We start from the raw sequence: 14,490 nt of genomic DNA on the forward strand, positions 1-14,490 counted from the left end.
ATTATATTAATTTGGCAGAAAATTATAATTATTAAAAAAAGAATGAAAAATGAGAAAAATGTTTACAGAAATACGTTTTCATTATATAATATAGAACAAAAGGAAATATTTGTGTATATTTTGTATAGCGTGTTACCAATTGGGCATTAGCTTTCTTACAAGATTTGTAAGAGAGCTTTTTTTTGTATAAATATATATATCTTAAATGAATTTATATAAAGGACAATATAAATAGAAAAAATAGGTAACAACAATACAAGATATCATTTAAAGCCTTTTAATATTATTTATTAGGGAGGAAATAGTATGAGGATTAAAGGTAAGAAATTACTGAGTTCTATTTTAGCTGTTGCTATGACTTTCGGTTTGGTTCAACCATCTGTGGTTCATGGGACAACAAGAGTAGAGGAAAATGAAGAAAAAGTTGGATATGAAATTTATCCAAACCCTCATGAAGTAAAATACACAGGAGATGAATTTGTAATACGTAAAGATGTTAATGTAGTATATGATAGTACAATTGATGATGCTACTAAAAATCGTATGACTGAAGTTTTAGAATCAAAGGATAAGAATATTACAGTTTCAGATGAAATTACAAATGGGAAAACAAATATACTAGTAGGAACATATTCATCAGGTGAATATGTAGACAAGTATGTACAAAGTAATCATGAATTAGATAGTGATTTATTTGAAAAATATGATTCTTATTATCTAGCATCAGAAAATGGGACAATTTCTATTTTAGGAAAAAATACAGATGCTGCATTTTATGGAATCACATCATTAAAACATATATTTAGTCAAATGGATGGATCAACAATTCTTAATTTTGAAATGAAGGATTATGCGGACACACCAATTCGTGGATTTATCGAAGGATATTATGGTATTCCATGGACTAATGAAGATCGTATGTCTTTAATGGAGTTTGGTGGAGAATTTAAGATGACATCTTATATCTTTGCACCTAAAGATGATTTATATCATACACGCAAGTGGAGAGAATTATACCCAGAAGAAGAATTAGCAGCAATTGCTGAAATGGTAGAAGTAGGGGTTAAGAGTAAAACAAAATTTGTTTGGACAGCGCATCCTTTTATGGGTGGATTTAATGCAAATGATTATGACAATGAAATGATTAAATTAAAAGCAAAATTTGATCAATTATACTCAGTTGGTGTTAGACAATTTGGTATTCTAGGAGATGATGTTGGTAACCTTGATAAACAAATTGTTGTTAATATGATGAATGAACTATCAGAATGGGGTAAAGAAAAAGGTGATGTATACGATTTTGTATTCTGTCCTGCAGGTTATAATGCTAGTTGGCAAGGGGATTACTCAGAATTAAATATTTATGATGCCCAATTCCCAGAGGATGTTCAAATTTTCTGGACAGGTAATTCAGTATGTGCACCAGTTAGCCAAGATACTTTAACTAACTTTAAAACACATAGACTAGAAGAAGGTAAAGACAGTAGAAGAAGTCCTTTATTCTGGCTAAACTGGCCAGTTAATGATATTAATATGAAAAGATTAATGATGGGAAAAGGAAGCTTATTACACACTGACATCAATATTGAGGATTTAGCAGGTGTAGTAACAAATCCTATGCAAGATGCAGAACCATCAAAAGTATCTCTTTTTGCTATTGCAGATTATGCTTGGAATGTAAAAGGATTTGATGATGATAAGAGTTGGGAAGATTCATTCAAATATATAGATAGTGATGCTTCAGAAGCTTTACACACAATAGCAAAACATACTTCAGATCCAGCACCAAATGGACATGGATTAGTATTAGAAGAATCAGAAGAGATAAAACCTTTATTAGATGAATTTAAAACTAAATTAAGTAGTGGAGAGTCACTTATTGAAGTTGGTACTAAATTAGTAAATGAAATGAATATAATAATTGAGGCTAGTGATGAATTTATTAATACTAGCAATAATGCAAGAATGGTTGAACAAATTACACCATTCGCAAATTCATTAAAAGATTTAGCAACTTCTATTAAAGATTATGTCAATGCAGCAATGAATTTAGAAGAAAAGGATAATGAATCAGCAATCCAAAATTTCGCTGATGGAACTGTTGCATATGAGAATAGTAAAAATCATGATAGACCAACTATTAATGGAAGTACTAAAGCTCAACCAGGATCAAAGCGTTTAGTTCCATTTGCAGAAGCTGTTAGAGATGGTATTTCTAATAAAATTAATGCTTTAGTTAATGGTGGAGAAAACTTAGTAATTACCCCTTCTACTAATATATCAAATATATATTCAGGAAATATTGAAAATATTGTTGATGGTAAGGCAGATACATTTATATGGAATGGTGAATATGAGGCCGTTGGTCAATATTATCAAATATCATTAAGTAAGCCAACTACAATTTATGGAGTAGATATATTAAATGGTACTCCAAGTAAGAAAGATGATACATTTGGTACTGCAAAGGTACAATACACAACTGATGGAACAACATGGCAAGATATTAACAGTAAAACATATGGACCATATGCTGAATCAGTTAAAATTAGTGGAATAGAAATAGATAATGTTGTAGGATTAAGATACATTTGCACAGAAGCTGGAAGTGGAAGAAAATGGCCAGCTATGAGAGAATTCTCAATTGCTACATCTCCACAAGAATCAGAAGGGCCAACATTTACAAGTGAAGTAATACGTACAACTGATGGTTGGAGTGTGTATAGCGGAAAAGATTCTGATATTATAGATGGAGATGAAACTACAGGTGTTCACTATAATGTTAGACAAAATGGAAATCCTGTAAATACAACTATTGCAGGGGACTATGTGGGAGTAAGATTAAGCGAACCAATTATATTAGGTAAAATTAATATTATTCAAGGTCAAACCGCAGATGCGGGGGATTGGTTTAAGGATGCTACTTTAGAGTATTCTTTAGATGGGAAAAATTACACGCCAATTGAACGATTTGAAAATAAAAAAGAAATTAGAATAGATCTTTCAAGTCAAGAAATTGAAGCACAATATGTGCGTTTAAGAAATAATGTGAATCAAGAAACTTGGATTGGATTTAGAGAGTTTGAGGTAAATTCAAAAGTTTATCATAATGGTAAGGTATATACTAATGTAGAAAAATACAAAGAACATCCAGCAGATTATTATAATGATAATGCTAGTATTGTTGAACTTCAAAATGTTACATTAGAAAATGGAGAATATATTGGATTAAAATTAGATCGTATTCATGAATTAACTGAAGCTATCGTAAAGGGTTCATCATTAGAAAACCTTACATTACAAGTTTCTAAAAATGCTCATGAATGGACTAATATAGAAAGTGGAAGTTTAACTGAAAATAATGATGCTAGATATATTCGTCTAGTTAATTTAACAAACAATGCAGTTACTTTTGATTTAGATGAGTTTAAGGTATTATCAAGAGAATTTGGACAACCTACAGTAAGTGAAACTAATATGGGAACAATTGCTGAGGGTAAAATTGAAAACTTATTTGATAAAGATCGTACAACAGGTTTAAAATATCAAAAGACACAAGCTATTGGAGATTATATGATTCTTGATTTAGGTCAAGAAATTGACTTAAATGAATTAAAGCTAGTAACTCATGATTCAGATAAAGACTATATCCGAGATGGATTGGTTTATGCTTCAGCAAACAAAAGTGAATGGGGCGAACCAATCATTACACTAGGAGATCAATTAGCTAATACTGAATCTGATGATTCAACTATTAATGAAAGTTTCCCAGAACATGAAATTTCATATAATGTAGCAAAAGCAACTGATATTAATAAAAAAGCTCGTTATATTAAAATTGAAATAACACAACCTTATTCGTATAGATGGACAAAGCTTAATGAAGTTGAAATAAACAATGGTGAATATATTCCAACAGTAAATGATCCAACATTTGAATCAAATGTAGCAGATACAGAAAAAGGATTATATGAATACTTAATAGATGGGGATATTACTACAATGTATATTCCAAATAAAGATACAGGATACCTTGTATATTCATTATCTGAAAAAACAGAAGTTAATCATATTAGAGTTATGCAAAATGCTAAACAAATTTCAAATGCAGAAGTAAAGGTTAGAATTGCTAAAACTAATAAGAATACTGATGAGTGGATAACACTAGGAAGATTAAATAAAGCTACAAATGAATTTATTTTACCAGTTGGAACTAATGTTTTAGAGGTTAAGTTTGAGTGGAGTGGAGTTACTCCAAACCTAGTAGAATTATCAATGGATTCAGTATTAGATGTAAATGTAGATAAGCAAAAGTTAGAAGAATTAATAAATGAGAATTTAAATACTGAAGACTGGACTACTAATAGCGCAAATGCATATAAAGAAGCTATAGAAGTCGCTAAGGAGATTAAAGAAAATAATTATGTAGCACAAGCAACTGTAGATAGTGCTATAAAAGAAATAGAAAAAGCAAAAGAAAATAAAGCATTAAAGGGTGATAGCACTAAATTACAAGATGAAATTGATAATGCTATTGCTAATGATGATAGTTCAAAATATACAGGTAAAACCTGGGCTAATTATCAAAAAGCTTTAAATGCAGCTAAGAAAGCTATGGAAGATGCTAATAATTTATCAGAAGCTGATATTACAAAGTTAATAGATGAATTAAATTCAGCAAAGTCAGCTTTAGTATATAATCCTACTAATAGAGAAGAAGCAGAAATTATAGTAGAAGATGTTAATGAGTTTATGAATAATATTACAGCCCCAGAAAAAACATATACTATAAATTCTTGGAACTTATTAAAGGATAGAAAGATAGAATTAGAAGCATTAATTGAATTAAATAAAACAGAACCTCAAGATCCTTCAGCATTTGAAACTACAAAAGATTCTATGTTAAATGCTAAGAACTCTTTAGTAAATGTTGAATCTTTATCATCATTAATAGATGAATTTGATGCAATAACTGATTCAAGTATTTATACAGAAACTTCTTATAAGGCTTATGAAAATGCAATTAATAAAGCTAAAGAAGTTATGATTAATGGTACAATTGACACAGTTAAACAAGCAGAAGATGATATTAAAAATACAAAAAATAACTTAGAATTAATAGGTTCAAGTGATAGTATTAAAAAATACATTTCTGAATTAAAGAAATTAGATAAAGTTAATTATACTAATAATTCTTATAAAGCATTAATGGATAGAGTAGTTGAAATTGAATCTATGGACTTAGATGGAATGTCAGAAGAAGAATTAAAAGGATATGAAAAAGAGCTATTAAGCTTAAGAAATAGCTTAGTTAATGTAAGTGCACTACATGCTAAAGTTGAGACAGCTAAAGGATTTAAAGCTGACTTATATACTACAAGTAGCTACAATGCATTAATGGCCTTAGTTAATTCAGCAAATGAAGAATTTGTTTCAGGTAGTGAAGATAGCGTACAAGATTTAATTAACAAGATTGATGTAGCTATTAAAAACTTAGTTACAAGAGTAGATAATAAAGAGATTGTAGATTATGTTAATGGTATCGAAGAGATTGATTTAACTAAATATACAGAAGAAAGTGCAGCTAAATATGCGGAAGGATTATCAATATTAAAATCTATGTTAGAAAATGCTGATAATACTGCTGCTACAGATTTTGTGAAAGCTAAGAACAATTTTGAAGATGCAAAAGAAAACTTAGAGTTAAAACCTGATACTAACCCAGGAGAAGGGGAAGGCAACCCAGGAACCGGAGAAGAAAATCCAGGCGGGGGAGAAGGTAACCCAGGAGCAGGAGAAGGAAATCCAGGAGCAGGAGAAGAAAATCCAGGAACTGGAGAGAATACTCCAGGAAGTGGAGAAAATTCTTCAGAAAATAATAATGGTAAAAATGAAGGAGCTCTTCCAGAAACAGGTGGAGTAAACTCAACAAATGTATTATTATTTGGATTTATATTGGTATCTGCAGGTGTGGTATTTATATTTAATAAGAAAAGAAAACTTGCAAAGTAATAGAATCTTTAAATAATAATTAATTAAAAATAAAAATGGATTATATCTTTAGTTTTAAGGATATAGTCCATTTTTATTTCATTTATAATGACGAGGATTGATGATAGCATTACTAAATGAAAGGCTATCATAGTAATTTAGGTGCTATTATAGTTTTTTATTTTATTATAGAGTTTCTTAATTGGATTTTAACTAATCAACTATAAACTTCTAAATATCACTTTGACAAGGGATTTTATATTAATTAAGAAAAATAAACATATACAGTTGTTATAAATTGTAATTGACCTAATAATAAGATATAATTAATCTGAAATATTATAATAGAGATATATTATTTTATATATTTAAATTTATATTAAATATAAGAAAAATAATCTGGAGGAAGAGTTATGGGTAGGAAAGATTTTTCTGAGTTAGAAGATCAAATTGTATCGACAGTAAAAAGTGCACTTGATGCTATAGATTTTGTTAATTTAAAAAGAGATATTAGTGGTAAAACTGAGGACACTTTAAATGAATTTAAATCAAAGCTAAAGGAATACAATGTAAAAATAGAAAATAAATATGGATTATTAAACAAAAAAACTAAAAATGATATATCAGAATACATTAGCAAAAGGCCAGCTGGAACAGTATCAGGAATACTTTATTCAATATTTGGCTTGATTGGAAGCGTAGTTTTTGGAGTTTTGGTATTTATATTTCTAATCTTTATGTTATTTTTTAATGGGATTATACCAGGTACTTTTGCTACTTTTGGTGTTTTACTTGGATTTTTAGGATTAAGCTTAGGTTTATTTTTTAGAGGAATAAATTTAAGAAAGAGATTAAAGCGTTTTAAAAAATATGTAAGATTCATTGAAGATAATAGTTATTGTTTAATTAAAGACTTAGCGAGATTTGCTAAAGAGAAAGAGGAGTTTGTTCTTAAAGACTTAAACAAAATGATTGATTTAGGTATGTTTATAGAAGGACATATTGATGAAGAAAAAACTTATTTTATGTTAAATGATGATGTTTATGGAGACTATCTAAATTTGAAAAAGCAACAAATTGTTAAAGAAAGTAATAAAGAAAAATTAAGTAAAAAAGAAGAAGCTAATGAAGGGTTAAGTGATTCAGAAAGAGAAGAACTAAAATCTATAATTGAAATGGGAAGAAATTATATTGAACAAATAAAGAAAGTAAGAAATCAGCTTTATAAGGAAGAAATAGCTATAAAGCTAGATAAATTACAAAATATTGCAAATCAAATACTTGATTATGTTGAGAAAAATCCTAAAAAGCTTCAAGAAGTTAATAAATTTATAAATCATTATCTTCCGATTACAATAAAACTTATTAATTCATATAAAGATTTAAGCAATCAATTAGTTCAAGGAGAAAATATAAAAAATGCTAAAAATGAAATTGAAAAGAGTATTGATATTATAAATAATGCTTTTGAAAATTTATTAGATGATTTATTTGAAGATATTGTTTTAGATATTTCTACAGATATTTCTGTTCTTAAGACTTTGTTTAAGCAAGAAGGATTAACAGAGGAAGATTTTAAAAAATAAGTTTAAAGTAAAAGGGAGGAATTTTAAATGATCGACGATTTTAAAGAACCTATTAATATAAAGCCAGAATTAAGCTTTGAACCATTTCAAGAAGAAGTTCTTGATGTAAAAGTACAGGAAGAAAAACCAGAAGAAGAAAAAGTTGATGAAATCCAATTGACAGAAGAGGAAAAAAGGATGGTAGATCAATTTGTAGAGAAGATAGAAATAAAAAATTCAAATTCTATTTTACAATATGGAGTAGGTGCTCAAAAGAAAATATCTGATTTTTCAGAGACTGCGTTAAATAATGTGAAAACTAAAGATTTAGGTGAAGTTGGGGATATGCTTTCTAATGTAGTTCTTGAGTTAAAGAACTTCGAAGATTCAGAAGAGAAAAAAGGTATTTTTGGATTTTTAAAAAAAGGTAAAGATAAGATTAATCAAATGAAAGTAAAATATGATAAGGTAGAGGATAATATTAATAAAATGTGTAATATCCTTGAAAAACATCAAATACAGCTTTTAAAAGATATTGCTATGCTAGATAAGATGTATGAAATAAATAAAGTATATTTTAAAGAGCTTTCTATGTATATATTAGCTGGAAAAAAGAAGCTTCAAATATTAGAAAAAGATGAACTTCCTAAACTACAAGAAAAAGCAAAAAGAAGTGGGCTTCCTCAGGATGCTCAAGAAGTAAATGATTTTATTGCACTTTGCAATCGCTTTGAAAAGAAGATACATGATTTAGAATTAACGAAAATGATTTCTCTGCAAATGGCACCTCAAATTCGTTTGATTCAAAATAATGATTCCTTAATGTCCGAAAAAATACAATCAACAATTGTAAATACTATTCCTCTTTGGAAAAGCCAAATAGTTTTAGCTCTTGGAGTTGCTCATTCTACTAATGCAGCAAAGGTTCAAAATGAAGTAACGAATATGACAAATGAACTTTTACGTAAAAATGCTGAAATATTAAAAACTTCAACTATAGAAACAGCTAAAGTAGCTGAAAGAGGAATTGTTGATATTGATACCCTTAGAACAACTAATGAATCATTAATTTCAACTCTTGACGAAATACTTAATATACAAACAGAAGGACGTCAAAAGCGAAGAGAAGCCGAGGTAGAATTAAGGAATATTGAAGATCAATTAAAAAATAAGCTTTTAGATTTTAAATATTAATAATTTGAATTTAATAAAAAATAGAATTTCATAATAGTTTAATAAAAGCAAAACGCCTATGTACACTATCATTACATAGGCGTTTTAAATTTAAATAAGAATCCTTTGAAGAAGAATATTCACAACTATCTACTTTATATGGATAATAAATTCATAATGAAAAGGTAGTATTTAAGGAAGATATATTAATTAAAGGAGTAATTATGCATACATACTATGTTATTATACGGTTAAAAATAATAAATAAGAGATCAAAATAATATTTAAGAGGTGAAGGCAATGAGTACAAAGTATAGAAATAGTAAGAAAAAGATGGCATCTTTAGGACTTAAAAAAGATAATAATGGAGACTATGTTTATATTGATCCAAATGACACTACATCAGAATTTGTACCAGTAAGAAATATAAATAAGAAAAGTAACAAAGAAAGTTAATAAATAAAAATAATATTCCTATTATAAAGTAAATAAAAACTATTCATATCAATTAGAGAGTTTATATAAGAAAAGAGCCAAAAGGCTCTTTTTCATTTAAATAAGTTATTTAATTTTTTATAGGCTACTGAAAAACTAAGTTATATAAATTTTATAAAATATCAATTGTTCACAAAAATGTTAAAAATTCATTAAATTGTTTATATAAAGCCAATATTCATATGAATTTTATGTTAATAGAATTGACTATCAAGGTAAAAAATGTTAAAAGTATGTAGAGATAATAACAAAATTTTATTAGATTTGGAGAAGAAATGGATACTTTTAAAAGAAATATCGTCTTACTTATAATAGGATTAATGTTTTTATGTAGTAATGTAAATATAGCTTATGCTAGTAAAATAGAATTTTACAAAAGTTCAATTGCTGAAGTAGATAAAGTGAATTTTTATAATTTAACTACTAAGGATGGATTATCGAATAATATCATAACTGATATTTATCAAGATTCATTGGGTTATATTTGGATTGGAACTGAGGATGGATTAAATCAATATAATGGCAATATAGTAATAGAATATAACTATGAAACTAATAATGAAAGTAGTCTTACTTCAACTTGTATTACTAGTATAAATGAAGATGATCATGGTAATATATGGGTGGGAACTGATGCAGGCCTAAATATTATAAATAGGACTGACTATAAGGTTACAATGATAGAAGAAAACGAAGGGTCTGATAATATATTATCTGATTATGTAATAACTTCAATATATAGGGATAGTAATGATACTATGTGGGTAGGAACAGCAAATGGACTTAATAGATATGATGAGAAAAATAATAAATTTATAAAGTATTATACGGATGGAACTGATAAAAGTATAAATAATAATCATATAACAGATATAGATGAGGATAATAATGGATACTTATGGATATCTACTATAGATGGAATATCTGCTATTGATTTAAATACCTATGATATACATAATTGGAGAAATGGAACTGATAATACTGAATTCATATATCAAGTAGATAGAGATAGTGAAGGTAATATGTGGGTTGTTACTAAAAATGATATATTTCAGGTGACAGCTGGAAAATATGAATTAGGTAACTATAAAATTGATATTGGAGATAATTTAAGTAAAGATGTAACTAAAGTATTATGCGACAGTAAAGGAGACGTATGGTTTTCTAGTTCAAGTGGTTTAATAAGATATATACCAAGTACCAACATAACTAAAATATATCAGTCAGGACCTAGTCAATCTAATTATTTATTAAGTAATTCAATTAGATGCTTATATGAAGATAGAAATGGAGTTCTATGGATTGGAACAAATAATGGAATTAGTATATTAAATGTTAAACAACGATTTAGCAATAAAATAAATAATATATTAAAAAAAAATGAAATATATGTAAGTAGTATAACATCATTTTTAGAAGATAGTGAAAGTGATTTATGGATAGGTACAGAACAAAATGGGGTAATTTATTTTGATGTAGATGAAAATAAGATGATAAGATTTAGCTATAATGAAAATGATAAAAATTCATTAAGTAGTAATTCAATAAAATATATTGCTCAAGGAAAACCAGGAGTAGTAATAGTAACTACAGACAATGGAATAAATACAATTGATAAAGAAACAGGGGATGTAATTAAACAGGATGTAGAAGATGCAACAATTATTCCTTTTAATCAAGATTTGAAAATGATAAATGATGGTAAGGATTTATGGGTTGCAACTCATGATGGGCTCTATAGAAGTGCAAACAATATTAATGAATCTGAGAATTATAAAGAGCATTTTATTGAAAGTGGAATCGAAAATTATAAAGTTTTTGATATTTATCAAGATGATAACGATGAAAATATTCTTTGGTTAGCTGGAGGACGTGGTGGAGGTTTAATAAAATTCCATAAAACTAAAGGTATTATTAAGAATTATTTATCATCATCAGAAAATAATTCATTAAGTTATGAATCTATAAATTGTATTCAAGGTGATGAAAAAGGAAACCTTTGGATAGGAACCGATTCTGGGTTAAATAAGTTTAATATTAAAGAAGAAACTTTCACTAAATATAGTGAGAAACATGGATTAGGAAGCAATTATATAAATAGTATAATAGTAGATAATAATGAAGATATATGGTTAGGGACAAGCAATGGATTAAGTAAGTTTATTCTAAGTGAAAATAGATTTATAAATTTCACAGAAGTAGATGGAATATATGGGAACCAATTTAATAAAAGAGCTGCATATAAGACAAAAGAAGGATATTTATTATTTGGAACAACTAAAGGCGTAGTTTCATTTAATCCAGATGATATAGAAAAGGTAATTTCTAAAGAGGATAAAATAATTTTAGATAAAGTACTGGTAAATAATGATTTGTACACAATAAAAGAAAAGAATGTAGAGCTTAAGTATAATGAAAATAATATAACTATTCAGTACTTCATTCCAGATTATACAAGAATAGGAGGAATAACTTATTTTTATAAAATGGATGGGGTAAATGATGAATGGATTAGTGGTAATAGTGATGGTTATGCACATTATACAATGTTAAAACCAGGCAACTATACATTTAGGGTTAAAGCATCTAATAGTGATGGAAGTTTAACGGAAGCATCTTCTATAAACTTTGTTATAAAAAAACCATTTTGGCAATCCAATATAGCATATTGTATTTATATATCCCTTATTTCAATACTAATTCTATTTTTTATTTATCATGTAAGAATTCTAAAATCTTTAGTAGATAAACAAACAAAAGAAATAAATTCTCAAATGGAGGAAAATAAAAAGCTTTATGAGAGAAATATTAGAAATGAAAAATTTAAAAATGATTACTTTGTTAATTTATCCCATGAGTTAAGGACACCTATAAATGTAATTTTATCAGTAGTTCAGCTATTTAATTCTTTAGATGAAAGCGGTAGCGTAACTAAAGAAAAGGTATTATATTATATGAATGTAATAATGAAAAATTCTAATAACTTATTAAATATAATAAATGATATTATAGATAGTTCAAAAATAGAATCAGGTACTTATAAGATAAATAAGCAAGAAAATATTGATATAGTATATTTAGTTGAAGAAACTGCATTAAATATGAGTAATTATATTAATAATAAAGGAATTGATTTAATTATTGATCCTGAAATTGAAGAAATGCCAATATGTTGTGATCCTAAAGAAATAGAAAGATGTGTTATTAATCTTATTGGAAACGCAGTTAAATTTACAGAAAGTGGAGGAGAAATTAAGGTTTTAATTAAAGAATATGAGAATAATGTAAGTATTTCCATAGCAGATACTGGACTTGGAATATCAAATGATGACCAAGAGTTCATATTTAAGAGATTTGAACAAGGAAAGAGTTCTAATTCTACTCAGGTAAGTAGCAGTGGAATAGGATTAACTTTAGTTAAATATATTGTGGAATTGCATGGTGGACAGGTCACTTTAGAAAGTGAAATAAATAAAGGAAGCACTTTTACAATAATATTACCAATAAGTTAGAGAATATTATTTAAAGTAAAATTTAATTATTAAATAGATAATTTTTAAGGGCTTAAGACAAATTTGCTCTTAGCCCTTTATGTAGATTTTATCTAAAACTTTGAGGACTGTCTATAAAACATATTTGAAGAGAAATTAAGAGTGATAAATTAATATATATGGAAAAGTAATTACAGTAAAAGTGTATAATATTTATCTGTTTTTTAGAAAATATAATCATGTTATAATATTAGGCGCTAATAATTAGATTATAGTAGGTGAACATATGGAAGAGTTATTAAAAAAACAAAAGGATATAGAGGAAAATATAGAGAGTAAGTATTTAGAAGGTAACTATACAGAAGAAAATCCTTTTATAATATTGAATCCATTTGAAACTTGTCCATTATCAGCTTTAATGAAATTTAAAACTGAAGAAGAGTGTTCAGTAACTGTGTTTATTGAAGATGATATTGAAAAGGAATTTAAGGAATTTAAGAAGGATCATGAAATACCTATATTAGGTTTAATGGAAGATAAGAAAAATTGTATAAGAGTTATATGTAATTATAAAGATAATAATAAAAAGGAATTTATTCATTATATAAAAACCTCAAAATTATCTATAGAATATCCTAGTATAGATTTAATTAAATGTGATGAAAGTGATATGTATGATGGAATGATAGCAATGTCTTTAGGAAGATCAGAAGCTGTAAAAACTATAGAGCATTTATATTCTATCATAGATAATAAAGCAAGATTAAGATGGTTATACACAGGGGTATCCTGCCACGTGTTTATGAGACTTGAAAATGGAAATTTAATAGTAGATGCGCCAATATCAAGTGGTATTTGTGGAGCTTATACTGCATCTGGGTTTATAGAAATTGATATGCTTGGAAGAATAAAAAATTTCTTTCCTATAAGGTTTGGTTTACATCATGATGTTATAGAATTAACAAATGGAAACTTTTTAGCGATTACTCAAAGAGAAAATACTAAACAGGATTTATTAGTAGAGATAGATAGAAAAACTAAAGAAGTAATTAATGAATGGGATTTTAGAAAAATACTAGATTTCAATAGAGAAACTGTTATTGATAAAATATCTGTAAACCATCCATTAGATTGGTTACATTTAAACTCACTAGTATATGATGAAGAAAGTAATTGTATAATTGCATCATCTAGAAATCAAAGTACTGTAGTTAAGTTTAACAAGGATACATCTGAAATAAAGTGGATATTAGCGCCTCATTATGGATGGAATGATGAACTTAAAAAGTATTTACTTAATCCAATAGGTGATAATTTTGAGTTTAGTTATGCTCAACATACTCCTTCATTAACTTATGATAGAAATCTTGTTATATTTGATAATGGTAACTTTAGAAGCTATAAATTAGAAGATGCTGTTTTAGCACATAATAACTATAGTCGTGCAGTTGAATATGAAATAGATGAAGAAAATATGACGGTTAAGCAAGTATGGCAGTATGGTAAAGAAAGAGGTAACGAACTGTATTGTTCATATTTAGGGGCAGTTAGAGTTCTTGAAAATAATAATAGATTAATATGCTTTGGTGGTATAACTAAAGATATATTTGGTAATCCAATTGATGATATGAAAAGTAATAGAATGAAAAATCAAATTACTATAATAGAAATAGCAAATGATAAAGTAGTTTTTGAAATGAAAATTAAAGACACAGATATAACTAAGGCAATAGGCTATAAATGTTATAGAGCAGAAAAAATGAATTTATACTAAA

6 protein-coding genes are annotated in these 14,490 nt (G+C 27.2%); all 6 read left to right on the forward strand.

Features of this window, described 5'->3' with window-relative positions; genetic code table 11:
• Positions 1-306 precede the first annotated feature (306 nt).
• The 6 genes from J7M87_RS10935 to J7M87_RS10960 all read left to right on the forward strand — a co-directional run bounded on the left by J7M87_RS10935 (position 307) and on the right by J7M87_RS10960 (position 14,489).
• Positions 307-6,012, forward strand: coding sequence for a beta-N-acetylglucosaminidase domain-containing protein (locus J7M87_RS10935; RefSeq protein ID WP_291651086.1), 5,706 nt, complete (start codon positions 307-309; stop codon positions 6,010-6,012).
• Between the two features lie 392 nt (positions 6,013-6,404).
• Positions 6,405-7,577, forward strand: coding sequence for a 5-bromo-4-chloroindolyl phosphate hydrolysis family protein (locus J7M87_RS10940; protein WP_291651087.1), 1,173 nt, complete (start codon positions 6,405-6,407; stop codon positions 7,575-7,577).
• A gap of 27 nt (positions 7,578-7,604) precedes the next feature.
• Positions 7,605-8,750, forward strand: a complete 1,146-nt coding sequence (locus J7M87_RS10945; protein ID WP_291651088.1) for a toxic anion resistance protein — start codon at positions 7,605-7,607, stop codon at positions 8,748-8,750.
• Between the two features lie 279 nt (positions 8,751-9,029).
• Positions 9,030-9,185, forward strand: coding sequence for a hypothetical protein (locus J7M87_RS10950; RefSeq protein ID WP_291651089.1), 156 nt, complete (start codon positions 9,030-9,032; stop codon positions 9,183-9,185).
• A gap of 314 nt (positions 9,186-9,499) precedes the next feature.
• Complete coding sequence (locus J7M87_RS10955; protein WP_291651090.1) at positions 9,500-12,736, forward strand: sensor histidine kinase; 3,237 nt, start codon at positions 9,500-9,502, stop codon at positions 12,734-12,736.
• Positions 12,737-13,001: 265 nt separating this feature from the next.
• Positions 13,002-14,489 (forward strand): aryl-sulfate sulfotransferase, encoded by a 1,488-nt coding sequence (locus J7M87_RS10960; protein WP_291651091.1) that lies wholly within the window; start codon positions 13,002-13,004, stop codon positions 14,487-14,489.
• Position 14,490: the final 1 nt, after the last annotated feature.

The sequence above is a fragment of the Clostridium sp. genome (genome assembly GCF_017888565.1).
In the GTDB taxonomy this organism is placed as follows: Bacteria; Bacillota; Clostridia; order Clostridiales; family Clostridiaceae; genus Clostridium.

Excerpts from the sequence above, each read along its gene's own strand:
- J7M87_RS10935 (WP_291651086.1), top strand. The coding sequence starts at position 307 with ATGAGGATTAAAGGTAAGAAATTACTGAGTTCTATTTTAGCTGTTGCT.
- J7M87_RS10940 (WP_291651087.1), top strand. The coding sequence starts at position 6,405 with ATGGGTAGGAAAGATTTTTCTGAGTTAGAAGATCAAATTGTATCGACA.
- J7M87_RS10945 (WP_291651088.1), top strand. The coding sequence starts at position 7,605 with ATGATCGACGATTTTAAAGAACCTATTAATATAAAGCCAGAATTAAGC.
- J7M87_RS10950 (WP_291651089.1), top strand. The coding sequence starts at position 9,030 with ATGAGTACAAAGTATAGAAATAGTAAGAAAAAGATGGCATCTTTAGGA.
- J7M87_RS10955 (WP_291651090.1), top strand. The coding sequence starts at position 9,500 with ATGGATACTTTTAAAAGAAATATCGTCTTACTTATAATAGGATTAATG.
- J7M87_RS10960 (WP_291651091.1), top strand. The coding sequence starts at position 13,002 with ATGGAAGAGTTATTAAAAAAACAAAAGGATATAGAGGAAAATATAGAG.